Annotated in this window: 26 protein-coding genes; 13 read left to right on the plus strand and 13 right to left on the minus strand. The window is 70.8% G+C overall.

Annotated elements, in window-relative coordinates:
- Positions 1-9: 9 nt before the first annotated feature.
- Positions 10-936: a metal-dependent hydrolase gene (locus Q7X29_RS16315; RefSeq protein ID WP_218716373.1), complete on the minus strand. Its 927-nt coding sequence runs from the start codon at positions 934-936 to the stop codon at positions 10-12.
- A gap of 134 nt (positions 937-1070) precedes the next feature.
- On the opposite strand from Q7X29_RS16315, the gene Q7X29_RS16320 reads away from it, so the two are divergent.
- On the plus strand, positions 1071-1691 hold the full coding sequence (locus Q7X29_RS16320) for a TetR/AcrR family transcriptional regulator (RefSeq protein ID WP_218716372.1): 621 nt from the start codon (positions 1071-1073) through the stop codon (positions 1689-1691).
- Here Q7X29_RS16320 and Q7X29_RS16325 read toward each other — a convergent pair.
- Positions 1675-2490 (minus strand): SDR family oxidoreductase, encoded by an 816-nt coding sequence (locus tag Q7X29_RS16325; RefSeq protein ID WP_316574604.1) that lies wholly within the window; start codon positions 2488-2490, stop codon positions 1675-1677. The two genes, Q7X29_RS16320 and Q7X29_RS16325, sit on opposite strands and share 17 nt — an antisense overlap.
- Before the next feature lie 5 nt (positions 2491-2495).
- Positions 2496-3278: a crotonase/enoyl-CoA hydratase family protein gene (locus Q7X29_RS16330; protein ID WP_316575370.1), complete on the minus strand. Its 783-nt coding sequence runs from the start codon at positions 3276-3278 to the stop codon at positions 2496-2498.
- A 240-nt stretch (positions 3279-3518) separates the two neighbouring features.
- Here Q7X29_RS16330 and Q7X29_RS16335 point away from each other — a divergent pair, with 240 nt between their 5' ends.
- Together Q7X29_RS16335 and Q7X29_RS16340 are read left to right on the plus strand one after the other, a co-directional pair.
- The gene (locus tag Q7X29_RS16335) at positions 3519-3938 is read left to right on the plus strand and encodes a YciI family protein (RefSeq protein ID WP_218716370.1); all 420 of its coding nucleotides are present in this window, start codon (positions 3519-3521) and stop codon (positions 3936-3938) included.
- Entirely contained in the window at positions 3911-5236 is a 1326-nt protein-coding gene (locus Q7X29_RS16340; RefSeq protein WP_316575371.1) for an RNA polymerase sigma factor, read from the plus strand. The genes Q7X29_RS16335 and Q7X29_RS16340 overlap by 28 nt, the downstream gene beginning before the upstream one ends.
- 3 nt (positions 5237-5239) lie before the next feature.
- Here Q7X29_RS16340 and Q7X29_RS16345 read toward each other — a convergent pair whose 3' ends face one another.
- Positions 5240-6037, minus strand: a complete 798-nt coding sequence (locus Q7X29_RS16345) for an LLM class flavin-dependent oxidoreductase (protein ID WP_316574605.1) — start codon at positions 6035-6037, stop codon at positions 5240-5242.
- 105 nt (positions 6038-6142) lie between these two features.
- Between Q7X29_RS16345 and Q7X29_RS16350 the strand changes: the two genes are divergently transcribed.
- The gene (locus Q7X29_RS16350) at positions 6143-7498 is read left to right on the plus strand and encodes an MFS transporter (protein WP_218716368.1); all 1356 of its coding nucleotides are present in this window, start codon (positions 6143-6145) and stop codon (positions 7496-7498) included.
- Between the two features lie 38 nt (positions 7499-7536).
- Here Q7X29_RS16350 and Q7X29_RS16355 read toward each other — a convergent pair whose 3' ends face one another.
- From Q7X29_RS16355 to Q7X29_RS16380, 6 genes are read right to left on the minus strand one after another with little or no spacing between them, the layout of a single operon-like run.
- Positions 7537-8013, minus strand: coding sequence for a nucleoside deaminase (locus tag Q7X29_RS16355; RefSeq protein ID WP_218716367.1), 477 nt, complete (start codon positions 8011-8013; stop codon positions 7537-7539).
- Positions 8010-8990, minus strand: a complete 981-nt coding sequence (locus Q7X29_RS16360) for an ornithine cyclodeaminase family protein (protein ID WP_218716366.1) — start codon at positions 8988-8990, stop codon at positions 8010-8012. Before Q7X29_RS16360 ends, Q7X29_RS16355 begins: the two co-directional genes overlap by 4 nt.
- 29 nt (positions 8991-9019) lie before the next feature.
- The gene (locus tag Q7X29_RS16365) at positions 9020-9946 is read right to left on the minus strand and encodes an ABC transporter permease (protein ID WP_218716365.1); all 927 of its coding nucleotides are present in this window, start codon (positions 9944-9946) and stop codon (positions 9020-9022) included.
- Positions 9943-11088 carry an ABC transporter permease gene (locus tag Q7X29_RS16370; protein WP_316574606.1) on the minus strand — a complete coding sequence of 382 codons (1146 nt, stop codon included), beginning with the start codon at positions 11086-11088 and terminating at the stop codon, positions 9943-9945. The genes Q7X29_RS16365 and Q7X29_RS16370 overlap by 4 nt, the downstream gene beginning before the upstream one ends.
- Positions 11085-12641 (minus strand): ABC transporter ATP-binding protein, encoded by a 1557-nt coding sequence (locus Q7X29_RS16375; RefSeq protein ID WP_316574607.1) that lies wholly within the window; start codon positions 12639-12641, stop codon positions 11085-11087. Before Q7X29_RS16375 ends, Q7X29_RS16370 begins: the two co-directional genes overlap by 4 nt.
- A gap of 4 nt (positions 12642-12645) precedes the next feature.
- Positions 12646-13638 carry a BMP family protein gene (locus Q7X29_RS16380; protein WP_316574608.1) on the minus strand — a complete coding sequence of 331 codons (993 nt, stop codon included), beginning with the start codon at positions 13636-13638 and terminating at the stop codon, positions 12646-12648.
- A gap of 136 nt (positions 13639-13774) precedes the next feature.
- On the opposite strand from Q7X29_RS16380, the gene Q7X29_RS16385 reads away from it, so the two are divergent.
- Positions 13775-14533, plus strand: coding sequence for a GntR family transcriptional regulator (locus Q7X29_RS16385; RefSeq protein ID WP_394358690.1), 759 nt, complete (start codon positions 13775-13777; stop codon positions 14531-14533).
- A gap of 33 nt (positions 14534-14566) precedes the next feature.
- On the opposite strand, the gene Q7X29_RS16390 is transcribed toward Q7X29_RS16385, so the two are convergent.
- Positions 14567-15457 carry a LysR family transcriptional regulator gene (locus Q7X29_RS16390; RefSeq protein ID WP_316574610.1) on the minus strand — a complete coding sequence of 297 codons (891 nt, stop codon included), beginning with the start codon at positions 15455-15457 and terminating at the stop codon, positions 14567-14569.
- Positions 15458-15527: 70 nt separating this feature from the next.
- Between Q7X29_RS16390 and Q7X29_RS16395 the strand changes: the two genes are divergently transcribed.
- Complete coding sequence (locus Q7X29_RS16395; RefSeq protein ID WP_316574611.1) at positions 15528-16409, plus strand: dihydrodipicolinate synthase family protein; 882 nt, start codon at positions 15528-15530, stop codon at positions 16407-16409.
- 41 nt (positions 16410-16450) lie between these two features.
- Entirely contained in the window at positions 16451-17977 is a 1527-nt protein-coding gene (locus tag Q7X29_RS16400; protein WP_316574612.1) for a DHA2 family efflux MFS transporter permease subunit, read from the plus strand.
- 148 nt (positions 17978-18125) lie between these two features.
- Here the strand turns inward: Q7X29_RS16400 and Q7X29_RS16405 are convergent, their stop codons facing one another.
- Positions 18126-18557 (minus strand): type II toxin-antitoxin system Rv0910 family toxin, encoded by a 432-nt coding sequence (locus Q7X29_RS16405; protein WP_218717403.1) that lies wholly within the window; start codon positions 18555-18557, stop codon positions 18126-18128.
- Between the two features lie 283 nt (positions 18558-18840).
- On the opposite strand from Q7X29_RS16405, the gene Q7X29_RS16410 reads away from it, so the two are divergent.
- The 5 genes from Q7X29_RS16410 to Q7X29_RS16430 are packed head-to-tail and all read left to right on the plus strand — an operon-like array spanning position 18841 to position 22749.
- The gene (locus tag Q7X29_RS16410; RefSeq protein WP_316574613.1) at positions 18841-20232 is read left to right on the plus strand and encodes an ATP-binding protein; all 1392 of its coding nucleotides are present in this window, start codon (positions 18841-18843) and stop codon (positions 20230-20232) included.
- Entirely contained in the window at positions 20210-20620 is a 411-nt protein-coding gene (locus Q7X29_RS16415) for a roadblock/LC7 domain-containing protein (protein ID WP_218717405.1), read from the plus strand. Before Q7X29_RS16410 ends, Q7X29_RS16415 begins: the two co-directional genes overlap by 23 nt.
- Entirely contained in the window at positions 20620-20970 is a 351-nt protein-coding gene (locus tag Q7X29_RS16420) for a DUF742 domain-containing protein (protein WP_218717406.1), read from the plus strand. The genes Q7X29_RS16415 and Q7X29_RS16420 overlap by 1 nt, the downstream gene beginning before the upstream one ends.
- The gene (locus Q7X29_RS16425; RefSeq protein ID WP_218717407.1) at positions 20945-21547 is read left to right on the plus strand and encodes a GTP-binding protein; all 603 of its coding nucleotides are present in this window, start codon (positions 20945-20947) and stop codon (positions 21545-21547) included. Before Q7X29_RS16420 ends, Q7X29_RS16425 begins: the two co-directional genes overlap by 26 nt.
- Positions 21544-22749 carry a cytochrome P450 family protein gene (locus Q7X29_RS16430; protein WP_218717408.1) on the plus strand — a complete coding sequence of 402 codons (1206 nt, stop codon included), beginning with the start codon at positions 21544-21546 and terminating at the stop codon, positions 22747-22749. Before Q7X29_RS16425 ends, Q7X29_RS16430 begins: the two co-directional genes overlap by 4 nt.
- A gap of 7 nt (positions 22750-22756) precedes the next feature.
- Here Q7X29_RS16430 and Q7X29_RS16435 read toward each other — a convergent pair whose 3' ends face one another.
- Entirely contained in the window at positions 22757-23305 is a 549-nt protein-coding gene (locus Q7X29_RS16435; RefSeq protein ID WP_218717409.1) for a TetR/AcrR family transcriptional regulator, read from the minus strand.
- A 198-nt stretch (positions 23306-23503) separates the two neighbouring features.
- On the opposite strand from Q7X29_RS16435, the gene Q7X29_RS16440 reads away from it, so the two are divergent.
- Entirely contained in the window at positions 23504-24742 is a 1239-nt protein-coding gene (locus Q7X29_RS16440; protein ID WP_316574614.1) for a cytochrome P450, read from the plus strand.
- The last annotated feature ends 145 nt before the right edge of the window (positions 24743-24887 follow it).

The following is a 24887-nucleotide window of genomic DNA, read 5'->3' on the forward strand; positions in this document are numbered from 1 at the left end:
GGGGTGCTCCTAGGAACTCACGGAATCGGCGGTGTACCAGCGGGTGACGTCGTAGCCCTCGTCGTAGCGGCGGAACCACTCGTCGGCGAGCGCGGGCAGATTCTCGTGCGCGGGATTGTGCCGCGGCATCTGGCTGCGGATGATGCCGCCCAGGGCGACGAGCTGCTCACCCAAGCCGAGATCGTCGAACGCGCGCGGCATGGTGCCGTTGTCGGCGGGGCGCAGCCCGGGCAGCAGCCGCCGCAGGGTCTGCCCGCGCCGGTAGTTGGCGAACATCGACAGCGCGTCGACCTGCCGATCCGCCAGGGGCACATGCTCGTTGAACCCCTCGCAGGCCACCCGGATCACCTGCAGGACGTGCCGGAAGATCGAGGGCGCCACCCGCATCCGGTACAGCTCGCTGTTCACCACGGAGTTGAAGATGATCAGCGCCGAACTACGGTGCTCGACCTCTTCGACGAAGTGCCAGATGAACAGGGAGGCCACCCGGTCGTCGCCGGGGGCGAACAGGGTGGCGTCGTTGTCGAGCATCAGCTTGAACACCGGCGTGAAAGTGGCCTCGAGATCGGCGGTGTAGGCCAACCGGTACTTGACCGGGGTGCTCGCGGTGAGCTTGTCGAACTCGGCGATCACCGCGTCGAGGGTCTGCTGCAGGCCGGGGTAGCGCCGGATGAGTGCCTTGACGTGCTGGCGGTGGGCGGTCGAGTGCTGACCCTCCTGGCGCATGAACGCGTCGGCCTCCTCGGCCACCTCGGGGTCGGTGATCTGCGGCTTCGCCTGCGTGATCAGCTGCACGATCATCTTCTCGAAGCCGATCGCCAGGAACGACACGGCGTTGGCCATCGAGGAGAAGGCCGGGTTCTGCGGGTTCCACAGGAACGGCACATCGTAATCGGCGAAGGCGAAGTCCATTTTGCGGACGTGGAGTTCGGTCACGGTGGAGTACCTCGTTGTCTCGGGCGTGCGCGAGCCGCTCGGATGGATTGAGGTAATCATACGAATAGGCCGTCATGTGTATGATCACTTTCGCGGAATTCGCGCTGACCTGGGGTTGTGCTAGCGTCCACCCGGTGGCGCGCAGACGTGGATGGGGTGGCAGTCCACCGGTGGACGATGCGGAGGCGTCGGCGCGGATCATCGCCGCGGCCGTGGATCTCATCGGCCGGACCGGCGCGGAGATCAGCATCGCCGACGTCGCGGAATCGCTCGGGGTCATCCGCCAGACCGTCTACCGGTATTTCCCCAGCGCCGACGCGCTGATGACGGCCGCGGCCATCGCCTCGGTCGACGGCTTCCTCGACCGGCTGACCGCGCACGTCACCGGACTCGGCGATCCGGCCGACGCGATGATCGAGGCCGTCGTCTACACCCTCACCGAGGTCCGCCGGACCCCGCACCTGGGCATCCTGCTGTCGAGCTCCTACTCGAACCTGCACGCCGACAGCCTCACCTCCGACGAGGCACAGGCCTTCGGCATGACGATGATCCGGCGCTTCGATGTCGACTGGCCCGCCTACGGATACGACGAACCGGCCCTGCGCGACCTCGTCGAGTACGCGCTGCGCACGATGCAGTCGTTCTTCCTCTCCCCGGGCGATCCGCCACGCACCGACGACGAGCTGCGGCGCTACCTGCGCCGGTGGATGGGCACCGCGATCAGCGCCCAGACGGCGTTCACGCCGGGCCGCTGAGATCGGCCAGGGCCGTGTCGACGTCGGGCCCGGTCAGCGCGTGCCGGACGCTGCGCAGGACCAGCCGGCGCGGGCGCGGGCAATCCGCGGGCCCGGAGTCGATGTCGGTGGGCACGATGCGCGCCGGGGCGCCGAGCCGGTCGCGCACCCGGGTCAGCAATTCGTAGCGGCTCACCGTCTCCGGGCCCGCGAGATGGACCACGCCGGTCTCGTCGAGGAGCTGTTGGAGCAACGGCGCCAGACTGGGCAGATACAGCGGGGTGCCGACGATGTCGGTGCGCGCCGGGATCGAGGGCGCGGCGAAGCGGGCGAGGAATTTGTCCGAGCGAGGGCTGCGGCCGTAGACCAGCGGCAGCCGCACGACCAGGTGCCCGGCGCGGGCGAGCACCCGCTGTTCGGCACCGGCCTTGGTACAGCCGTAGACATTGATCGGGGTGCGCAGCGCCGTTTCGTCGTAGGTGTCGCGGGTGCCGTCGAAGACGTTGTCGGTCGACAGGTACACCAGTTTGGCGCCCGCGTCGTCGACCGCGTCCAGCAGCGCCGCCATCGGCGCCACATTGGCCGCGTAGGAGGCGTCCGGATCACGTTGGGCGGTGGCCAGATCCACGATGCCCGCGGTGTGGATCACCACGTCGACGCGGTCCGCGACGAGCGCGCGGACCGCCGCGGCGTCGGCGAGATCCAGGGGTATGAGCCCGGCTCCGCGCCGGCTGGTCCCGACGACCTCGTGCCGTGCGCCGAGTTGCGCGTGCAGCGCGCCGCCGACGAAGCCCGAGGCGCCGAGGATCAGGATCCGCATGGTGGTCAGCGGGCCTGCCAGTTGGGCTTGCGCTTCTCGGCGAAGGCGAGGGTGCCCTCGCGCACGTCCTCGGTGCGCGCGACGCCCATGATCTCGCGATTGGTCAGGTCCCAGGCGTCGTCGTCGTCGATCTTGCCGTCGACGAGACCGAGAGCGACCCGCTTGCTCGCCTGCACCGCCAGCGGCGCGTTCGCGGCGATCCGGCCCGCCAGCTCGAGCGCGGCGTCGAGCACCAGATCGGCCGGGACCACCCGATTGATCAGCCCGAGCTTGAGCGCCCGGGCGGCGGTGATCGGTTCGCCGGTCAGGATCATCTCCATGGCGACCTTGCGCGGCAGTTGCTCGGGCAGCCGGAACGCGCCACCGGCGGCGGCGAACAGGCCACGGGCGACCTCGGGCAGGCCGAAGGTGGCCGTCTCGGCGGCGACGGCGAGGTCGCTGGCCAGGACGAGCTCGGTGCCGCCACCCAGCGCGAATCCGTTGACCGCGGCGATGGTGGGCTTGCTGATCGGGTGGCGGACGTAGCCGGCCAGGCCCCACGCCTCGTTGCCCGGCGCCAGGATGTTCTCGCCGCGACCGATCGCCTTGAGGTCGGCGCCGGCGCAGAAGGCGCGCTCGCCCGCGCCGGTGAGCACGACCGCGCGGATCAGCGGGTCGGCCTCGGCCTGCTCGAGCGCCGCGCCCACACCGGTGCTGACCTCGGCGTCGACCGCGTTCATGGCCTGCGGCCGGTTGATGACGACGACCAGCACATGCTCGCGTTGCTCGACGAGGACTGCGCTCACGATGGACTCCTAGACTCTCTGCCCGTCCGCTGACACGCGTGACAGGTCCCCTCGAGATGTATCACGTTGGGGCGCGATGGGTCCTCGGATCGGGCTACTCGCCGGTTCTCGCGCGGTCGCCGGTGGCTGTGGAAAACTCGGGGAAGAATATTTCGGTCGGTTGTCGATCGGTGTCGCAGCCCGTTCGACCTAGGGATGAACACGGACCCGCACCGGGTCCACGCCTACCCGAGGAGACAGACCATGAAGTACATGCTGATCATGCGCGCGACCGACGACGCCTGGGCCAAGGCCGCCGAGCTCGACTTCGACGAGATGCTCGAAACGATGGGCAAGTTCAACGACGAACTGATCCGGGCCGGCGTGCTCGTCGCCGCCGAGGGCCTCGACGACGCCGCCGAGACGGTGGTCGTCGACTACGCCTCGGAACCCCCGATCGTGACCGACGGGCCCTACGGCGAGACCAAGGAACTGTTCGGCGGCTACTACATCCTCAACGTCGCCTCCAAGGAGGAGGCGGTGGAATGGGCCAAGCGGATGCCGATGACCGGTCCCGGCGTCAAGACCGAGATCCGCCGCGTCCCCAGCATCGACGAATTCCCGCAGGACAACAAGTGGATCCTGAAGGAGAGGGCCTGGCGCGAGGCCACCGGGCAGCTCTGAACCAGACGACGGTGATTCAGTCCTCCGGCCGGGAGGCGGTCGCGGCGGTCTGGCGGATCGAATCGGCCCGCATCGTCGGCGCGCTCGCCCGCTACACCGGCGACTTCGCGATGGCCGAGGATCTCGCGCAGGAAGCGCTCGCCGAGGCACTGGTGACCTGGCCGCGCGACGGGGTGCCGCGGCAACCGGCCGGCTGGCTGCTCACCGTAGGCCGCCGCCGGGCGATCGACGCCTACCGGCGGCGCGCCGCGCTCGACGACCGGTACGCCACGCTCGCCGGACATCTCGGTGAGGGTGGCGTGCTGACCGGCGGCGAGGCGGCCGACCCGGTCCGCGCTGCCGAGGCGGTGCTGTGGGATCCCGACCAGATCGACGACGACGTGCTGGCGCTGATCTTCATCGCCTGCCACCCGGTGCTCTCGCGAGAGGCACGGCTGGCGTTGACCTTGCGCGTGGTCGGTGGCCTGACCAGCGACGAGATCGCCAAGGCGTGCCTGGTGCCGACCGCTACCGTGCAGGCCAGGATCACCAGGGCGAAGAAGACGCTCGGCGCGGCCGAGGTCGCCTTCGAGGTGCCGCCCGCCGCCGAGCGCCACGCCCGCCTCGGCTCGGTGCTCGGGGTGATCTACCTGATCTTCACCGAGGGCTCCTCGGCCAGCGCGGGCGAGGACCTCATCCGCTTCGACCTGGCTGGCGAGGCGCAGCGCTTGGCCCGGGTGCTGGCTCGGCTCATGCCCGGCGAGCCCGAGGTGTACGGACTGCTGGCGCTGCTGGAACTGACGGCGGCGCGGTTTCCGGCCCGGACCCGGCCCGACGGCGAGCCGGTACTGCTCGAGCAGCAGGACCGCCGCCGCTGGGACCACTCCGCGATCCGGCGTGGCCGGGCGGCGCTGGCCAAGGCCGCCCAGGTCGGTCGCGGGCTGGGCGCCTACGGGCTGCAGGCCGCGATCGCCGAATGTCACGCCGTCGCACCGTCGGTCGAGGCGACGAACTGGGAACGGGTGGTGCTGCTCTACGAGGCGCTGGGCCGGCTCGCGCCCTCGCCGGTGGTGGAGCTGAACCGGGCCGTGGCGGTGTCGATGGCCGACGGGCCCGCCGCCGCGCTGCCGATCGTCGAGGAGCTGGCGGCCGGGGGAGCGCTGGGGCAGTCGCACCTGCTGCCGAGTGTGCGCGGGGAGCTGCTGCTGCGCCTGGGCCGCACCACGCAGGCGCGCGAGGCATTCGCCGAGGCGATTCGCCGGTGCGGGAACGCACGGGAAAAGGCGGTCCTCGCAGGCAAACTCGCCGCCCTCGGCTGAACGCTACCCCGGGCCGCGGCGCACGGCCGCGAGTGCGTCGGCGCGCGAGCAGATCATCGGCAGCGCGGTCAGCCACCAGGTCGCGCCCGCGCGCACGTACGCCTCGCGCTCGCGGTTGTCGGCCGCGGCGATGACCACCTCGAAACCGGACAGGTCGCCCCGGTGCTCGGCGATGATCCTCAGCATCTCGACGAGCTGATCCGGGCTCGCCTCGGGACACAATCCGTCGAAGCGGGCCGCGCGCCGCAGGGGCGCCTGCTTCACGGATTGGGCGGCCACCCAGATCGGGATGCGGGGGCGCTGTACCGGCCGGGGCAGGAATCGCAGTCCGTCGACCCGGTAGGCGGGTCCGTCGTGGTGTACGGCCTCCCCCGACCAGAGTGCGGTGAGTACGGTCAGTGCCTCGTCGAGGCGCCGGGCGCGATCGCGTGGGGCGGCGACCTCGCCGAGCCGGGAGAACTCGCCGGTCGCCTCCGAACCCAGGCCGACCCCGAGGGCGAGACGGCCACCGCTGAGCAGATCGAGCGCGACCGTCTCGCGGGCCAGGTCCTGCGGTCGCCTGCGCGACAGCGGCGTCACCCGCGGACCGAGTACCACCCGGCTGGTCGCGGCGGCGATCGCGGCCAAGCCGATCCAGGCGTCACCGACGGCGAGCCCCGGCTCCTTCGGACGGGCCACGTGGTCCCAGAGGAAGACGCCGTCGAAACCCGCCGATTCCGCCTCGGCCGCCAGCTCGGCCAGTACCCGAGGGTCGGCGAGTTCACCGAACGGCGGCAGATAGACCCCGTGGCGCAGCGGCATCTTCGCAGTGTAAAAGGGGTCTCGGGGGAATCGTCGCACAGTCGTAAAGTTTGTCCGCCCCCTTGTCGGGTAGCCCGTAGAGGCGACGACGAGAGGTTTGTGTAGATGTCACAGGAATCGAAATCGGTGCTGCATCGCGCGATCGGTGCTTCGGCGATCGGCAATGCGGTCGAATGGTTCGACTACGGCGTCTACGCCTATCTGGCGACCTATATCGCCGCGTCTCTTTTTCCCGGTGATGGTGCCGGGTCGAGCGTCGTCTACACGCTGCTCGGATTCGCCGTTTCCTTTCTGATCCGCCCGATCGGCGGCATGATCTGGGGTCCGCTCGGCGACCGGATCGGCCGCAAACGGGTGCTGGCGACGACCATCGTGCTGATGGCGGCCTCGACGCTGGCCGTCGGCCTGATCCCCAGCTACGAGGTCATCGGGATCGGCGCGCCGATCCTGCTCTACCTGCTGCGGATGGTGCAGGGCCTGTCGGCGGGCGGTGAATACGGCGGTGCGGCGACCTTCATGGCCGAATACGCGCCCGACCGCAAGCGTGGATTCTATGGCAGTTTCCTGGAAGTCGGCACGTTGGCCGGTTTCACGCTCGGCAATCTGGTCGCCCTGCTGCTGGTGAATATTCTCGACGATCCGGCCATGGAATCGTGGGGCTGGCGAATTCCGTTCCTCATCGCCGCGCCGCTCGGTCTGGTCGGTATGTATCTGCGGAGCCGGGTGGAAGACACGCCGGTCTTCCGCGAGGTCGAGCGCAACGACGAGACCGAGGAAACCGTCGGCGTCTATCGCGATCTGGTCACCAGATATCTGCGCCCGGTGCTGACTCTGTTCGGTTTGGTGATCGCGCTCAATGTCGTGAATTACTCGCTGCTCAGCTACACGCCGACCTATCTCGGCAACACCCTCGGCATGGCCGAATCCGACGCGCTGCTGGTGCCGTTGATCGGTCAGGTCGCGATGCTGGTGACGCTGCCGTTCCTCGGCGCGCTCTCGGATCGGGTGGGCCGCAGGCCGATGTGGCTGGCCTCGTGTGCGGCGCTGATGATCGTGGTCATCCCGGTGTACAAGTTGATCGGCAGCTCGCTGACCGGCGCGATCGTCGGCTTCGCGATCCTGGGCATGCTCTATGCCCCGCAGCTGGCGACCATCTCGGCGACCTTCCCCGCCATGTTCCCGACGATCGTGCGCTTCGCCGGCGTGGCGATCGGCTACAACGTGGCCACCTCGCTGTTCGGTGGCACCGCTCCGGTGATCAACCAGGCGCTCATCGATGCGACCGGCGATCACCTGTTCCCGGCCTACTACATGTTCGGCGCCTGCCTGGTCGGCCTCGTCGCCGCCTACTTCCTGATCGAGACCAAGGGTGTCTCGCTGCGCGGCACCCAGGTGCCGGGCACCCCGGAGGCGATCGAGGAACAGCGCGAGCTGGGCGACGATCCCGTCCCGGCCCGCTGAATCGGTGCCGGTCGCCGTCGCGGCGACCGGCGCCGGGCTCAGCTCGCCGCGGCGGCGCGGAACACCGCCAGTGCCTCCTCGCCCAGGTGCGGCCCGCTGACCTGCACCGGCACGTTCGACGTGGCGACCAGATCGGCGCAGGTCAACGCGAAACTCGGGCCGCCGGGCAGGATCTGGCCGAACTCGGCCGACGCCGCGGCGAACACGATCCGCCCGACCTGCGCCCACACCATCGCGGCCGCGCACATCGGACACGGTTCGCCGCTGGCGTAGACGGTCGCGCCGCGCAGTCGGTCGGCCTTGCCCGCGGCGGTGGCCGTGGTGATCGCGGCCAGCTCGGCGTGCGAGGTGATATCGCCGCTGCTGCTCACCGCGTTCTCGCCCTCGGCGACGACGTGACCGTCACGGTCGACGGCGACCGCGCCGAAAGGGCGATCACCGCGCGCGGACGCCTGGCCGGCGAGCTCGATGGCCCGACGCAGGTGGGTGAGGTCGTTCTCGGTGAGTGCGGTCATGCGCTGAGGTCCACTTCCGTTCCGATGCCGTTGGCGCGAGCCTTGTCGATGAGCAGGCGGGCGGCGGCCAGGTCCTGCAGGCCGATGCCGACCGAGTTGAACAGGGTGATGTCGCGATCGCCGGTGCGGCCCGGTGCCCGCCCCGCGACGACCTCACCCAGCTCCGTGCCCACCGCCGCTTCGGTGATCGCGCCCTCGGCGATGGCCAGCAGCGTGTCACCGGACTTGGTGAGCGTGGTGCCGATCGAGTCTACGACGACCGTCGCACGGCGCAGGGCCTCGCCGTCGACCTCCCGGTGATCGGCCCGCGGTGGTGCGCCGACCGCGTTGACGTGCAGTCCGTCGCCGAACCACGCGCCGCGCACGATCGGCTCCCGCGAGGGCGTGAGCGTGCACAGGATGTCGGCGGCCCGGGTGACCGCCTCGGGCGAGGGTTGCGCCCGCACCTCGAGTCCGAGATCGGCGACCGCCGCGCGGAACCGTTCGACGGTCGCGATGGACCGTGACCAGACCAGGACCGTCGTCAGCGCGCGCACCTGGGCGATCGCGCGGGTGTGCTCGACGGCCAGCCCGCCCGCCCCGATCAGGCCGAGCACCGAACTGTCCCGGCGTGCCAGGTATTTCGTCGCCACCGCGCTGGCGGCGGCGGTGCGGACGGCGGTCACGAGCCGCCCGTCGATGAGCGCCTCGCAGGCGCCGTCGACGGCCGAGGTCACCAGGATCGCCGAGCGCTGCACCGGCAGCCCGCGCTCGCGGTTGGCGGGCAGATCGGCGAGCAGTTTCACCGCGGCGGCGCCGGCGGATTCGGCGGCCGCGACCATCGGCACGAAGGCCGCGCCGCCGAGCGTCACGGCGGGCGGTGCGGGGACCAGCGCGGTGCCGAGCGCGAGGTCGGCGTGCGCGCGTTCGACCGCGGCCAGCACCTCGGCGCGGTCGAGGACGGCGGCCACATCGGAATGCGACAGGATCAGAGTCAACGCGGGTGCTCCTCGAAAGCGGGGACGGGTCAGGACGTTCGGGCGAAGGCGACGGTCAGGTCGCGCGGCGAGCGGCTGTTGCCGACCAGGCCGCTGACGGCGACGATCGCGATCAGGTAGGGCAGCATCACCAGCAGGGCGAACGGCACGTCGACGCCCAGCGCGGGCAGCGCGAACTGCAGTGCCTGCGCGAGGCCGAAGAACACCGACGCCCAGATCACCCCGAGCGCGCGCCACCGGCCCGCGATCACCGCGACCACGGCGAGATAGCCGATGCCGCCGGTCATGTTGTCGCTGAACGAATGCACCTCCGACAACGCCAGCTGGGCACCGCCCAGGCCGGCGGCGACCGAGGCCAGCAGCACGCATCCGTAGCGGACGGCCCGCACGGACAGGCCGGTGCGGTCGGCGGCGACGGCGTCCTCGCCGATGGCGTCGACGACCAAGCCGAGCTTGGTGCGCCGGGAGAACACGATCGCGAGGACCGCGACGACGGCGATGCACAGGTAGCCGAGCGCGGTCTGGCCGAACAGGGCGGGACCGATCACCGGGATCCGGTGCAGCAGCGGAATCGCCAGCGGGTCGAAGCCGGGGACGGCGTGCCCCTTGCCGTCGGCCAGCAGCAGCCGCGCGCCGTAGGTGGTCGCGCCCAGGGCCAGCGCGTTGGCGGCGATGCCGACGACGATCTGGTCGGCCCGCAGGCCGATGCTCCAGACCGCTTGCAGCACACCGAAGATCAGCGCGGCGATCACGGCGGTGAGCGCGCCGAGCACCGGCGAACCGGTGGTGACGGCACCCAGCACACCGGCGAAGGCGCCGGTCAGCATCATCGCCTCCAGGCTCAGATTGAGCACGCCCGCGCGTTCGCTGACCAGTTCGCCGCTGGCGGCGACCAGGATGGGCAGGGTGAAACCGATACCGCTGGTGGCGATGTCGGTGACCGTGTCGAGGCTCATCGCGGCGCTCCTGCCAGGTCGGTGGAATCGGCGGTGTCGATCGGGGAAACCGTCGGTGGCGAAGCGGGTTCGGACCTGCGCCACGATCGGGTCCACAGCGCCGCGCCCGCGATGAACACGATCATCAGCGACTCGACGACCGAGATGGTCGACGCGGGCACGTTCGCCGCCAGCTGCAGATTGATCCCGCCGGAGACGAGGAAGCCGAGCAGCAGCGAGACGGCGACGACGGCCGACAGCGAGCCACGGGCCAGCAGGCCGACCACCAGGCCGGAGAAGCCGTACCCGGAGGAGAAGCCCTCGGCGAGCACGAACGGCGCGGTGGCGACGAGCAATCCGCCCGCGACGCCGGCGAACGCGCCCGCGGCCGACAGGCTCAGGAAGCGCAGTCGCTGTACCGGCAAGCCGAGCCGGGCCGCCGCGTCGGGGTTGAGCCCGACCGCCCGCAGCCGGGTGCCGAGCGCGCTGTGGCGCACCAGGATCGCCGTGCCGACCGCCGCAGCCAACGCGATCCACAGGGCGATCGTCGCGGGGGAGCGCTCGATGCCGAGCAGCGGCAGATGCGCCGCCGGGGTGAGCGGTTCGGATTGCGGCAGCGTCTCCGAGGACGTCACCGGCTGGCGCAGCAGCGCGGGTTCGTGCACCACCAGCAGCACCAGCGCCAGGCCGACGAAGTTGAGCAGCAGCGTGGTGATGATCTCGCTGGTGCCGCGCCGCACCCGCAGGTACGCCGCGATGGCCGCCCACAGCCAGCCCGCCGCCCCCGCACCCACGATGACCGCGGGCAGGGTGATCGCGGCGGGCGCGCCGGTGAGAGTGGTGCCGATCGCGGTGGCGGCGATGCCGCCCGCGCAGATCTGACCCTCCCCACCCACATTCACCAGTCCGGCCCGGTGCGCGATGGTGAAGCCGACCGCCACCAGCATCAGGGTCGCCGCCACATTGAGCGAGGCCCCGATCGCGTAGTCGCTGCCGAACATGCCCTCCCACAGGGCGGTCATCGTCGCCGCGGGCGCGGCACCGGCCGCGACGGCCAGAAGCAGTCCGATGACCCCGGCGGCCAGCATCGCCGCCACGGCCACGACGAGCGGTTGATGCGCCCACCGGCGCAGGGGGATTCGGTTCGCGAGCGGAGCGATCATGCCGCGACTCCCATCATGAGTTCGCTGATCTGCTGGGCCGCCGTCGGATCGGCGGTCTCGACCGGACCGGCGAGCGCGCCGCGATAGGCGACGAAGACCCGGTCGCACAGGGCGAGCAGCTCGGGCACCTCGCTGGACACCACGAGCACACCGCAGCCGTCGGCGGCGGCGCGGCGCAGCTGGGTCATCACGAAATCGACCGCGCCGATATCCAATCCGCGCGTCGGCTGGGCGGCCACCAGACAGCGCAGGTTCGCGGTGGACAGCTCCCGGGCGAGCACCACCTTCTGCTGATTGCCGCCCGAGAGCGAGCCCATCGGTACCCACGGGCCCGCCGCCCGCACGTCGAACCGCTCGAGTTCGGCCTGCGCGGCCCGGCCCATGGCGCGTTTGTCGAGCAGGCCGAACCGGCGGAACCGGCCGAGCTGCCCGAGGAACAGATTCTCGGCGATCGTCATGTCGGCGACCATCGCGTCGCGGTGCCGGTCCTCGGGGACCACCCCGAGCCCGAGCCCGGTGCGGGTGGCCGGGCGCGCCGCGGTGATGTCGGTGCCGTCGAGGGTGACGGTGCCGCCGGTGACCGCGTCACCGCCCGCCAGCACGGTGACGAGTTCGCTCTGCCCGTTGCCTTCCACACCGGCGATGCCGACGATCTCGCCCGGCCGCACCGCGAGCCGGACCTCGTCGAGCGCGACGCTGCCGTCGGGGCGTCGCGCGCTGACGCGGTCGACCGCGAGCACCGGGGCGGTATCGCCGAGCTCGGTCGCCGCGCGCGCCACCGGTTCGGTCGCCGTGTCCAGGCCGAGCGTGGCGGCCACGGTCGGGTCCAGATCGGCGGCGGTGCGTCCGACCATGGCGGTGAGCAGTTGCGCGATACCGGTGTTCGACATCCGCCCGCCCCCGGCCACCGTGCCGCGGCGCAGCACGGTCGCGGCGTCGGCGACCCGGGCGACCTCGCCGAGCTTGTGGGTCACCAGGACCACGGCCTTGCCGTCGGCGGCGACGGCGCGGCAGGTGTCGATCAGCGCGTCGATCTCGGCCGGATCGAGCACGCCGGTCGGTTCGTCGAGCAGGATCAGCGACGGATCGCGCAGCAGCGCTTTGACGATCTCGACCTTCTGTCGCGCGCCGACCGGCATGGTCGCCACCCGCTGGTCGAGATCGACGCGCAGCCGGTAGCGGCGGGCGATCTCGTCGAGCCGGTCGGTCAGCTCCGCCCGGCGCATCCGCACGCCCCGCTGGGTGAGCAGCAGGTTCTCGGCGACGGTCATGGTGGTGACCAGGCTGAAGTGCTGGTGGACCATGGCCACGCCCGCGGCCATCGCGGCGGCGGGGGAGTCGGGCCGGAACTCGGTGCCGCCCAGCGTCATCCGGCCCGTGTCGGGCCGGTAGCCGCCGAAGACCAGGTTGCACAGCGTCGACTTGCCCGCGCCGTTCTCGCCGAGAACGCAATGGACGGTGCCGGATTCGACGGTGACGTCTACATCGTGCAGGGCCTGCACGTCACCGAAGCTCTTACCCAATCCCTGCAGGGTCAGTGCGGAAGCGCTCATCGGATCAGTACGGCTCGACTGCGCCGGTGGCCAGGGCCGTCTTCGCCTTGGCGAGCGCGTCGGCGACCGCGGCGTCCTTGCTGCACAACACGAAATCGGTGCCGTGGTTGGGCGAGGTGAGCCCGAAGCGCACGTTCTCGGCCTTCCAGGAGTTGTCCAGCGCGGCGTTCACGGCGTACTCGACCTCGGCGCCGATGTCGGTGTGCACGTAGCCCAGGTAGACCGGATTGGTGCAGTCGCCGGGGATCGGGCCGCCGACCATGGCCGCGCCGGATTGGGTCGCGGCCTGCTCCATGCCCGCCTTGCCGAGGTTGACGATCTGGCCCAGCGCGCCCGCGCCGGCGCCGTAGTCGGCCAGGGCGGCCTGCTTGGCCTTGGCCGGATCGTTGAAGTCGCCGACGTACTGCGGGGTGAGCACCTTCACGTCGGGCTTGGCGAACCGGGCGCCGTTGCCGAAGGCGTTGGCGGCGTTGACGATCGCGGGCAGTTCGACGCCGCCGACGAAGGCGACCGCACCGGTCTTCGCGCCCGCCGCCGAGACCGCGCCGCTGAGGAATTCGGCCTCGGCCTGCTGCGGGTCGTAGTAGGCGAGGTTGGCCATCGGCGCGGCGTCGGCGGGACCGCCGATCTCGACGAACTTCACATTCGGGAACTGGGGGGCGACCTTGCGCACATCGGCGTCGGTCTGGCCGCCGAGGGAGATCACCAGGTCGTTGGTGGAAGCGAAGCGGACCAGGGCCTGCTGGTAGTCGCTGGCGGCGACCTGTTCGACCTTGCTCAGTTCCACCTTGTCGCCGAGTTTGTCGGCGATGCGCTGGTACCCGAGATACCCCGACTGCATGAAGCCGGTGTCCGACAGCGAGCCGGGGAAGAACACGCCGACCTTGAGCTTGCCGCCCGAAGCAGCGGAGTCGGAGGATCCGCAGGCCGACAGCAGGGCGGCGGCGGCGAGAGCGGCCGAGCCGAAGGCGATCGCGCGCCGAGTGGACTTGTGCACGGGGTACTCCTTGATCGAACGAACCGCTCACTTAGCGGTATACCGTTAAGTGTCAGCTTCGTGCCCGCAGATGACGGGCGGATTACCGAAACGTAAGAAACGGTCGCCGGTGGCCCGCGGTACTACCGTGGTGGACGTGCAGGCGCGGAAGGATGGTGCGGTGGCGGAGGAACCTGCTAAGAAATCGCTGCGGGATCGGGCCTACGAGGAGCTGCGCGACCGGATCATCGACCTGCGACTGAGCCCCGGTCAGCGGCTGGTCGAACGCGATCTCGCGACCGAATTGGCGATCTCCCGGATTCCGCTGCGCGAGGCGCTGCAGATGCTCGAGCGCGAGGGGCTGGTCGTCATCGTGCCGCGGCAGGGGGCCATCGTCGCGCCCTTCACCGTGACCGATGTGCGCGATCTGTTCGACGTCCGCGAGAGCCTGGAGGTCCTCGCGGCCCGCTTGGCCGCCGAACGCGCCGCCCCCGCCGACCGCGCCGCGCTGCGCGACCAGCTCGACGCCGCGCGCAGCGCCACCGCCGCCGGTGACCAGGCCGCGATCGCCGCCGCCAACGCCGGCTTCCACGCGCTCATCGTCGAGGTCTCCGGCAATCCACTGCTGCAATCGTTGCTGCGCCCCTTGGAATCTCGCGTCCGCTGGCTGTTCCATCTCACCAAGGAGCGCGACCCCGGCACCCAGTGCGAGGAGCACGAAGCCCTCTACGCCGCCATCGCCGCGGGCGACCCCGACGCCGCCGCCGAGATCGCCTACCGTCACGTCGCTTCGGGCCGCGAACCCAGCCTCGCCCTCTCGGCCCAGTGGTCCATGCCCGCCATCGACCCGGTCTCGGCCACCCGCACCCGCCAGCGGACTCCGCACCGGGAGAGGACCGCCGCGGGCGGTGGGTGATCGGTTGCCGGAACGGGTGACCGGGCCTGGCTTTCAGGCGATGTCCGCGGCGCGGGCCGCCGCGCGCAAGGCGGTGCGAGCCGCGTGGAGAGCGGGGTGGTCGGCGGTGCCGTTGCGGTAGGCGAGATGGGTGCGGCGGCGGGTCGTCAGCGGGGTGAGGACGATGTCGCCGGGTGGGGAGTGCAGGGCGAGGGCGGGGACGATCGCGGTGCCCGCGTCGGCGGCGACCAGGGCCAGGACGGTGTTGAAGTCGTCGGCGTGGTGGCGGATGTGGGGCGTGAAACCTGCGGCCTGGCAGGCGCGCAGGGTGACCGTGTGGCAGAGGGTGCCGGGAGTGCCCGCGATCCAGGGGGCTTCGCGGTGAGCGCGGAGGGCCTCGGTGGTGACGGTGGGGTGTCTGGTGGCGAGATAGACGGTCTCGGTGTGCAGGGGCTCGGTGTGGATGGCTGGGTCGGTGGTGGCGGGGACGAGGTCGTAGTCGTGGGTCAGGGCGATGTCGAGGGTGCTCGCGCGCAGGGCGTCGGGGACGTCGGCGGGGTCGATCTCGGTGACCGTGAGTTCCAGGCGGGGGTGGTCGGTGCTCAGGGTGACCAGGGCGGGGGAGAGCAGGGTACGGGCGGCGGTGGGGAAGGCGCCGATGCGCAGGGTGCCGACGAGTTCGTCTCGGGCGCAGGCCAATTCGGCATCGGCGCGTTCCAGCGCGGCCAGCACGGTCTCGGTGTGGCCGACGAGGACGTGCGCCGCCGGGGTGAGCCGGACGCGTCGGCCCGTGCGCTCGAGCAGCGGGACGCCCGCTTCGCGTTCGAGGGCGGTGAGCTGTTGGGAGACCGCCGACGGCGTGTAGCTGAGCGCGTCGGCGACCGCGGCGATGGTGCCGCGATGGGCGAGTTCGCGCAGCAGACGGAGTTTGCGGACGTCGAGCATCAGATCAGCTTACGTTTATCGTCACGAACGTGAACTGGACCTGATGAATCCGTGGCTCGACGATGGACCCATGACATCGCTGCAGGGACTGTTCGTTCCCATGATCACCCCCTTCACCGCCGACGGCGAGCTCGCGCTCACCGCGCTGGACGAGCACGCGCACCACGTGCTCGACGCGGGTGCGACCGGGCTGGTCGCCCTGGGCACCACCGCCGAACCCTCGGCACTCACGGCCGGGGAACGGGCACGGGTGCTGGATCGCTGCGCCGCCGTGTGCGCCGACCGGGACGCGCCGCTGATCGTCTGCGCGGGCGGCAATGCCACCGCCGACTCGGTGCGGGCGGTCGGCGAACTCCGGCAGCCGGTCGCCGGCGTGCTGGCGGTGGTGCCGTACTACGTGCGGCCCAGCGAGGAGGGCGTGATCGCGCACTTCACGGCGCTCGCGGCGGCCAGTCCGGCCCCGCTGTACGTCTACGACGTGCCCTACCGCACCGCGCGTCCGCTCGGTGGCGAGACCCTGGTGCGCCTCGCCGGGATTCCGAACATCGCCGGGTTCAAGCATTCCGTCGGCGGTATCGACGCGGCCAGTGTCGAGCTGATGGCGCGGGCGGGGGAGACCACGACGGTGCTGGGCGGCGACGACCGGTTCGCCTCGGCCCTGCTCGCACTCGGTGCGCGCGGCGGCATCCTGGCCGCGGCCAATGTGGCGCCCGCCGCCTACGCCGAGCTGGTCGCCGCCTGGCTCGCCGGTGACGTCTCCCGAGGACGCGCTCTCGGCCACGGCCTCGACGCCCTCGGCGCCGCCCTGTTCGCCGAACCCAACCCGACGGTGATCAAAGCGGTGCTCGCCGAGCGGGGGCAGATCCCCAGTGCGGCGGTCCGATTGCCGTTGTTGCCCGCTTCGTCCGAGTCCCTGGTGGCGGCGCTGCGGGCGGCCGAGGCGGCAGAATAATTCCACTGGTCTTCGGCGTCGAAAGGTGCCAGGCTCAAGCGGTGACGAAACCTCCGGATATCGGCGCCGCCGATCCCACCTCCGACAAGCTGGACGCAGCCGTACTCAAAGTGGCGGGCGTAGTCGTCCTCGGCGCGGTGATGTCGATCCTCGACATCACCGTGGTCACCGTCGCGATTCCGACGTTCATGGCGGACTTCAACGCCTCCGTCGAGGTCGTCGCCTGGACCATGACCGGCTACACCCTGGCCCTGGCCTCGGTCATCCCGATGACAGGCTGGGCCGCCGACCGCTTCGGCACCAAACGTCTCTATATGGCCGCGCTGAGCTTCTTCATCCTCGGCTCGGTGCTGTGTTCGATGGCGTGGAGTATCGAGTCGCTGGTGGCCTTCCGTGTCATCCAGGGCATCGGTGGCGGCATGCTCATGCCGCTGGGCATGACGATCATGACCCACGCCGCCGGCCCGCAGCGGATCGGGCGAGTGATGGCGGTCCTCGGTGTGCCCATGCTGCTCGGCCCGATCTGTGGCCCGATTCTCGGCGGCTGGCTGATCGACTCCTTCAGCTGGCACTGGATCTTCCTCATCAACCTGCCGCTGGGCCTGGTCGCTCTGGTCCTGGCCTACCTCGTGCTCGCCCCCGACAAGCCCAAGCCGTCGGAATCGTTCGACTTCCTCGGCATGCTGCTGGCCTCGCCCGGTCTGGCATTGTTCCTGTTCGGCGTCTCCTCCATCCCGGAGAAGGGCACGGTGCTCGCCGCGCGCGTGCTCGTTCCGGCGCTCATCGGCGCGGTGCTGCTGGTGGCGTTCGTGTTCCACGCGCTGCGCACCGAACATCCGCTGATCGACCTGCGCCTGTTCCGCAATCGGTCGCTGCGCTTCTCGGTGCTGACCATGTCGCTGTTCGCGACGGCGTTCTTCGGCGCAGGCTTCCTGCTGCCCAACTACCTGCAGCAGGTGCGCGGTGAGACGGCGTTCGACTCCGGTCTGCTCATGGCGCCACAGGGTATCGGCGCCATGTTGACGATGCCGATCGCCGGCTTCCTGGTCGACAAGATCGGGCCGGGCAAGATCGTGTTGTTCGGCATCACCTTCATCACCGTCGGCCTGGCCGGGTTCACCCAGCTCGAGGCCGACACGTCCTACCTGATGATCGGCGGCGCGCTGTTCGTGATGGGTCTGGGCATGGGCTGCACCATGATGCCGGTGATGACCGCCGCCATCCAGACGCTCTCGCACGCCCAGGTCGCGCGCGGCTCGACGTTGATGAACATCATCAACCAGACCGCGGCTTCGATCGGCACCGCGACGATGTCGGTGGTGCTGGCCGCCCAGCTCAACGATCACCCCGCGACGCAGATCGGCATCGCCTCCAACGCCAAGCCCGAACTCGCGGCGCAGTTCCCGCCCGAGGTGATCCAGCACGGCTTGGACCTGGCCGCCGAGGCGTTCAGCCACACCTACTGGGTCGCGGTGATCCTGGCCGGGTTGACCTTGATCCCGGCGTTCTTCCTGCCGCGCACCAAGCCGGACGCCCCGGTCGACGCCGAAGCCTCGCTCATGGTCTGATCGGCCGATCGAACCGGAAGGCCCGGGTGGAACACGATGGTCCACCCGGGCTTTCGCGTCGTCGCGGCATCGGGCGGCGCGCTCGCGCCGGACCACGCCACAGCAGGCGCCGACGTGACCGAGGGCACCGCCGGTCGGGTGGACCACCTCAGCCGTAGAGCTTCACGAATGCCTCGAGCGAGCGTTCGATGTCGCCACGCAGTGCCTTGGCCACGGCCGAGCCGATCGGGCCGAACAGCGGTGCGCCGCCGAGGTCGATGTCGACGCTGACCTTCGAGCCGGTGCCCTTCGGTTCGACCAGCAGGGCCAGGCCGAACTTGGTGCCGCCGATGCCCGCGCCGGTGAGCGCGAGACGGCGCGGGGGCTCGGCGGTGCGCACGGTCCAGGTGACCTTGTTGCGGAATCCCTTCACGCGCGCGATGCCGACCAGCACGGTGCCGGGGGTGAGGTCCTCGGGCAGGGTGCCGCGCCAGGCCTCGTGGATGGTGAGCCAGTCGCCGAGTGCGGGCAGGTCGGAAGCGTGGGCCCACGCCTGGTCCGGCGGGACGGGGACATCGACGGAGAGCTTCAGTTTCGCCACGCCGGGATGGTATCCGGTACCCGAGGTTCCGACTCGACCGGACCGCGGCATAGCAAACCAGAATAGATCAAGCGCCCAGGTGGACGGGCGGGAATTCTGATGCCGGACAGGACGATCCGCGCCGAAGTCGATCATGGTGCTGCTACTGTGTGCGGGTCGCTGGAAGCGGGGCGTGTGGATCGGATATCCGACCCCACCGCGCCCCCGGGCGAATGCCTCCCGGGCGGGCCGGTGAGGGCCCACCGGCCAGGGCGTGGTGTGGTCGACGACGACGAAAGATCTGATGAACTCAGGAATCGCGGTGCTGTTACTCGTCATCGGAGCGCCGCTGTTACTGCTCGCGCTGGCCGTGACGGTGTTCGCCATGCGCAACGAGCGCCAGCAGCGGCTGCGGGCCGATGCCGCTATCCGCGAGCGTGTCGCGTGTGAGAACGCGCTGATCCAGCTGGCGCAGACGACGCTGCCGGCGATCACCACGGCCGTGCGCAGGCACGAGATCCCCTCGGTCGCTGTCGATCTGCCCCCCGAGCTGCAGGAGTCGCAGGTCGGCCAGGTGCTGCAGATGATCGCCACCGGTCACGCGGAGGATCTGCGGGTGGTCGCCGAGGAGACCAGGGCGATGGTCGAACGCTACGGCGAGCAGCGGCGCATCAGCGAGGTGCAGGCCGCCCAGGAGGCCGCGCGCGACGAACTGTCGGCCACCTCGCGGGCCGCCACCAGTGCCGCGGTGCGCTCGTTCGGCACCTCCGTGGTGAGCCTGGGCACCGACCTCGGCCAGGTGGTGAGCGCGGCGCTGCGCGAACACCGCGACGACGCGATCTACGAGACGCTGACCAGGATCGACCACACCGTCCAGCAGATGATCCGGCAGGCGCAGTCCTATGTGATCGTCTCCGGTGGTCTGCCCGGGCGGCGCTGGCCGCAGCAGTCGCTCACCGATGTGGCGGGCGGCGCCACCGGCCGTGTCCGGGAGTACCTGCGGGTGCGCTCGGGACAGTCGGACCGGGTGGTGATCAGCCGCGCGGTCGAGCCGCTCGTGCACACCCTGGCCACGCTGCTGGACAACGCGTTGCGCTATTCGCCGCCGTCGTCGTTCGTCGAGGTGGGGTTCCAGGAGGGGCATCACGGCGTCACCGTGATCATCGACGACGCGGGCATGCGGATGAGTCCGGAGCAGCTCGAGGACGCGCGGCAGGTGCTCAGCGGCGAACGCGCCGTCGACATCCACGATCTGGGACCCGCGCCGAAGGTCGGCTTCCCCGGTATCGCGGCGCTCGCGCGGCGCTACGGGTTCTCCGTCCACGTCGACGGGCCGAACATCTTCGGCGGCATGCGGGCGATGGTCTATGTGCCGTCGGCGCTGCTGGTCAGCGGTGCCGCGCCGCGGCTGCCCGAACCGGAACTGGCCGCGCCCGCGCATCTTCCGGTGCCCGTCCCCGCGCTCGTCGAGGACGACGCGCCGCACGCCGAGGTACACGAGATCACCAGTGGGGGACTACCCAAGCGCCGCCGCAGGCCGGTCGCGCCGGATTCGGCGGGAGTACCCGCCGAAGAAGCGGGGCAGGCTCGCCCCGACCTCGCCGCTGCCTGGCACAGCGGCTCCCGCAGCGGTCGCCTCGCTGCGGCCGAGCGAACCACGGAAGGAACAGCCGATGAGCACACCGGTAGCCGATAGCACGAACCGATTGGCGTGGCTGCTCGAGGATCTGGAGATCCCGGGCGTCCGCTTCGCGGTGCTGCTCTCCGATGACGGTCTGCGGATCGCGCACTCCCGTGGCGTGGCCAAGGACGACGCCGAACGCTTCGCCGCGGCCGCCTCCGGCCTGCGCTCGCTCGGCAAGGCCCTCGGCGAGTTCTGCGGTGGTCCCGCGAACACGGTGCGCCAGAACATGACCGAATACGACGAGGGCATGGTGATGATCACCGCCGCGGGGTCCGGCGCGCTGCTAGGCGTCGCCACCACCGCCGATGTCGACGTCGCGCTGGTGGCGCACCGGATGAACGAGCTCGCCTCGCGGGTCGGCCACGAGATCGGCAGCGCGCCGCGGCACGGTGGCAGGTAATGAGCCGGGGCAGGCGCGATCCCGACCTGGTCAGATCGTATGTGCGCACCGGTGGCCGGGTTCGGGCCGCCCATGAACTGGACCTGGTGACCCTGGTCCGCTCGGTCGCCGACGCACGACCCGATCACCGTCCCGACGAGCGCCGGGTCCTCGCGCTCACCAGCCGCCGCGGTGCGCTCTCGATCGCGGAGCTGTCGGCGTATCTGGATCTGCCCGCGTCGGTCGTGAAGATCATCGTGTCCGATCTGCTCGACAGCGGCCATCTACAGTGCCCGACTCCGGCCGAAGTGAAGCCGGAACTCGCGTTGATCAAGGAGGTGCTGCATGGTCTCCGTGCCATCGCGGGGTGAGGTCGACTACGTCGCGGAGACCGTGACGCGATCGGTGAAGATTCTGGTCGCGGGCAATTTCGGCGTCGGCAAGACGACCTTCGTGTGCGGGGTGTCCGAGATCCGGCCGCTGCGCACCGAGGAGACCATCACCGAGGCCAGCATCGGCGTCGACGATCTGGCCGGGCTGGGCAGCAAGGTGCAGACCACCGTCGCGCTGGATTTCGGCAGGCTCACCCTGAATCCGCAACTGGCGCTGTACCTGTTCGGCACGCCCGGCCAGGAACGCTTCGCCCCGCTGTGGGAGGAGCTGGCCCGCGGCGCGCTGGGCGCGCTGGTGCTCGTCGACACCCGGCGCATCGAGAAGGCCGACGACGTGCTCTCGGCGCTGGAACAGCGCGGGGTGCCGTACGCCGTGGCGGTCAACGAGTTCGAGGGCTTCCGCCGCTACCCGCTCGAGGAAGTGCGTGAGGCGCTGGACCTGGCGCCGGAGACGCCGGTCGTCGCGGTCGACGCCCGGCGGCGCGACCACGGTCTGCGCGCGCTGATCACGTTGGCGGAGTATCTGTTCCGCAGGCAGGAAGCAACAGCGTCATGACAGTGGACCTCGCGGCCGACGAGCGGGTACCGATGTACGCCCCCGAGTTCGCCGCCGATCCCCAGGCGGCCTACCGGGAGATGCGACGCCGGTTCGGTTCCGTGGTGCCGGTCGAGCTGTCGCCGGGGATCCGCGCGACGCTGGTCATCGGATATCACACGGCGGTGCGGATCCTCAACGATCCCGAGCACTTCCCGGCCGACCCGCGGATGTGGCAGCGCAACATCCCGCAGGACTGCCCGGTGCTGCCGATGCTGCAGTTCCGCCCGGCCGCGCTGCGCACCACCGGTGCCGAACACGCCAGGTACCGGCAGGCCAATGTCGCCGGCATCGCGGGCGTGGACCTGTACTCGATGCACGCCACGATCGAGCAGTTCGCGATCCCGCTGATCAACAGCTTCTGCACGACCGGCTCGGCGGACCTGCTGAGCCAGTACGCGTTTCCGCTGGTGTTCCAGGCGCTGAACTCGATGCTGGGCTGCACGCCCGAGATCGGTCAGCAGGTGGCCACCGGCATGGCGCAGATCTTCGAGGGCGACGACGCCGAGGCGGGCAACAACCTGCTGGCCTCGGCGCTGACCGACCTGGTCGCGCTGCGCCAGCGCGAGCCGGGCGACGACGTCGCCACCCGGCTGCTGCACCATCCGGCCGCCCTCACCGACGAGGAGATGGTGCACCAGCTGCTGGTGCTCTACGGCGCGGGCATCGAGCCGATGCTCAATCTGGTGGTCAACACGCTGCGGCTGATGCTCACCGACGACCGCTTCGCCGGCAATGTCCTGGGCGGCAGCCTGTCGACCCGCGACGCGCTCGACGAGGTGCTCTTCACCGACCCGCCGCTGGCGAACTTCTGCATGACCTACCCGCGCCAGCCGATCCTGGTCGACGACATGTGGCTGCCCGCCAACGAACCGGTCGTGATCAGCATGTCGGCCTGCAACAACGACCCGGCCATCGCCGGGCGCGACGTGGTGGACAACCGGGCGCACCTGGCGTGGAGCGCGGGCCCGCACGGCTGCCCGGCCAAGTCGGTGGCGTACTTGATCGTGCAGGACGCGATCGACCAATTGCTCGACGCCCTCCCGGAACTGCGGCTGGCCGTGCCCGCCGAGGAACTGGTGTGGCGGCCCGGCCCGTTCCATCGTTCGTTGGCCGCGCTGCCGGTCGAGTTCCCGAAGACGCCGCCGCTGCCGCTGCCGTGATCCGCGCTCAGCGCGGGCGCAGGGCCGGGCCGACGAACCGTTCGACGAGCTGACGTTCGGCCGCGGCGTCGGGCAGCGGCCAGGTGAGCAGCGAGAGCACGACCCGCACGATCCAGCCCGCCGCCGCGTCGTCGGGGGCGATGCGGGTGAGCGCGGTCGCGATCCGGCCCAGTTCCGGTGCGTCGGCGAGGAATTCGTCGGTGTCGGGGGAGCGGTGCCGGACCAGCCACTGCCGCAGCACGGGATCGGCGCGGATCGCCGCCACGGCCGCCAGGATCGCCTCGACCGGACGTCGTCGGGCGGGCACCTGGTCGACCGCCGCCTCGACCCGGCCGGCGACGGTGCCCGCCGCCCGGACCATGACCGCGCGGACCAGGCGTGGCTTGCCGCCGACATGGCGATACATCGTCGCGCGTGAGCACCCCGCCGCGGCGGCGATGTCGTCGGCGGTGACGTCGTCGATGCCGCGTTCGAGGAACAGGGTGAGCGCGGCCCGCTCGATCCGGTCGATCGCCACGGCGCGGCGGTCGCCGCCCGCCAGCCAGTCGGTGGTCATCCCGGTCTCCTTCGTTGTCTCGAGGTGAGACGGATTCGCCACTGTGTCTACCTCATCTCGCGCAGGAAGAAGGCCCCTTCGTGTATCGGGTGAACCCCTGTTCTCCGCATCCTCCGTCTCACCCTGAGACGGATGTTGACCTCCTCATCACCCCGGGGAACCGTGAGCGCGACAACCTGATCAGGAAAGGCGGCGACGATGACCACGGACCTCGGGGCGATCGATCTGTTCGACGCGGCAGTACTCGACGACCCCTACCCGCTCTACGACGCGCTGCGCGAGCACGCCCCGGTCCACCGGGTGCCCGGCACCGACTTCTACCTCGTCGCATCGTGGGCCGCCGTCACCGAAGCGACCGCGCGGACCCAGGACTTCTCCTCCCATCTGACGGCCGTGTTGGTCGCCCAGCCGGGCGCGGCGCCGCTCGCCTTCGACCTCGACGCCACCGGCGCGGGCGTGCACGTGCTCGCGACCGCGGACGGCGCGGTGCATGCCGCGCACCGCAGCGTCGTCGGCCCCGCCTTGGTCAAGCGGGTCCGGACGCTGGGGCCCGTGGTCACCGACCTCACCGAACAGCTCTGGACGGAAGAACTCGACGGCGACCGGATCGATTGGGCCACCGGCATCGCCGACCGGCTGCCGCTGGCGCTGATCGCCGACCTCGTCGGCTTCCCGCGCGCCGATGTGCCGCGGCTGCTGGCATGGGCCTACGACTCCACCGAGATGCTGGGCGGCGTGGTCGCCGAGGGCCGGATGACCGAGCTGGTCACCTCGGCCGCCGCACTGGCCCACTACGCCTACCTGGCGGTGACCGCGGCGATCGCGCGGGCCGGCGGGCAGCGGGCGCCGCAGACACTGGTCGACGTGCTCGCCGCGGCCGTGGCGGCGGGCCGGATCGACGAGCAGCAGGCGGTGCTGATCGTGGTCCAGCTGATCGGGGCGGGGGGCGAGTCCACCGCGGGACTGATCGCCTCGGCGGCCCGGCTGCTGGCGACCGACCTCGACCTGCAGGACACGCTGCGCGAGCGTCCCGAGCTGGTGCCGGCCTTCCTGGACGAGGCACTGCGCGTGGAGTCGCCCTTCCGCGGTCACCACCGGCACGTGACGGCCGACACCGAACTGGCCGGGGTGGCGCTGCCGGCGGGCAGTCACCTGCTGTTGCTGTGGGGTGCGGCCAATCGGGATCCGGCGATGTTCGACGCACCGGACATCGTCGATCTGGCCCGGCCACGCGGTCGGGCGCACGCGGCCTTCGGCGCGGGCGCGCACTTCTGTATCGGGTCGGCGTTGGCCCGACTCGAGGCGACCGCCGCGCTCACCTTGCTGCTCGAGCGCACCGCGAGGTTCACCCTCGTCGAGGATGCGCCGCCCCGATGGGTGCCGAGTCTGTTCGTCCGGCGGCACGCGAGTCTGCCGATGCGGGTGGTCGTGCGCTGATCGACCGGCCGTGCGGATCGGGCGATCCCGCGGCGGCCTCGCGCCGGACCACGTGACTGCCCGACACTAGGTCCCGGGTGCGGGGTAGTGGCCGGCGGAAGGGCACCACGCAGGGTGTCGGGAGTGGCGGACGGGCGCGACGCCG

The sequence above is a fragment of the Nocardia canadensis genome, assembly GCF_032656385.1.
In the GTDB taxonomy this organism is placed as follows: domain Bacteria; phylum Actinomycetota; class Actinomycetes; order Mycobacteriales; family Mycobacteriaceae; genus Nocardia; species Nocardia canadensis.

Coding starts and splice junctions, on each gene's coding strand:
- Q7X29_RS16325 (WP_316574604.1), bottom strand. CDS start 2,490: ATGCGGATCCTGATCCTCGGCGCCTCGGGCTTCGTCGGCGGCGCGCTG.
- Q7X29_RS16335 (WP_218716370.1), top strand. CDS start 3,519: ATGAAGTACATGCTGATCATGCGCGCGACCGACGACGCCTGGGCCAAG.
- Q7X29_RS16345 (WP_316574605.1), bottom strand. CDS start 6,037: ATGCCGCTGCGCCACGGGGTCTATCTGCCGCCGTTCGGTGAACTCGCC.
- Q7X29_RS16350 (WP_218716368.1), top strand. CDS start 6,143: ATGTCACAGGAATCGAAATCGGTGCTGCATCGCGCGATCGGTGCTTCG.
- Q7X29_RS16355 (WP_218716367.1), bottom strand. CDS start 8,013: ATGACCGCACTCACCGAGAACGACCTCACCCACCTGCGTCGGGCCATC.
- Q7X29_RS16365 (WP_218716365.1), bottom strand. CDS start 9,946: ATGAGCCTCGACACGGTCACCGACATCGCCACCAGCGGTATCGGTTTC.
- Q7X29_RS16370 (WP_316574606.1), bottom strand. CDS start 11,088: ATGATCGCTCCGCTCGCGAACCGAATCCCCCTGCGCCGGTGGGCGCAT.
- Q7X29_RS16375 (WP_316574607.1), bottom strand. CDS start 12,641: ATGAGCGCTTCCGCACTGACCCTGCAGGGATTGGGTAAGAGCTTCGGT.
- Q7X29_RS16390 (WP_316574610.1), bottom strand. CDS start 15,457: ATGCTCGACGTCCGCAAACTCCGTCTGCTGCGCGAACTCGCCCATCGC.
- Q7X29_RS16395 (WP_316574611.1), top strand. CDS start 15,528: ATGACATCGCTGCAGGGACTGTTCGTTCCCATGATCACCCCCTTCACC.
- Q7X29_RS16410 (WP_316574613.1), top strand. CDS start 18,841: ATGAACTCAGGAATCGCGGTGCTGTTACTCGTCATCGGAGCGCCGCTG.
- Q7X29_RS16415 (WP_218717405.1), top strand. CDS start 20,210: ATGAGCACACCGGTAGCCGATAGCACGAACCGATTGGCGTGGCTGCTC.
- Q7X29_RS16420 (WP_218717406.1), top strand. CDS start 20,620: ATGAGCCGGGGCAGGCGCGATCCCGACCTGGTCAGATCGTATGTGCGC.
- Q7X29_RS16425 (WP_218717407.1), top strand. CDS start 20,945: ATGGTCTCCGTGCCATCGCGGGGTGAGGTCGACTACGTCGCGGAGACC.
- Q7X29_RS16430 (WP_218717408.1), top strand. CDS start 21,544: ATGACAGTGGACCTCGCGGCCGACGAGCGGGTACCGATGTACGCCCCC.
- Q7X29_RS16435 (WP_218717409.1), bottom strand. CDS start 23,305: ATGACCACCGACTGGCTGGCGGGCGGCGACCGCCGCGCCGTGGCGATC.
- Q7X29_RS16440 (WP_316574614.1), top strand. CDS start 23,504: ATGACCACGGACCTCGGGGCGATCGATCTGTTCGACGCGGCAGTACTC.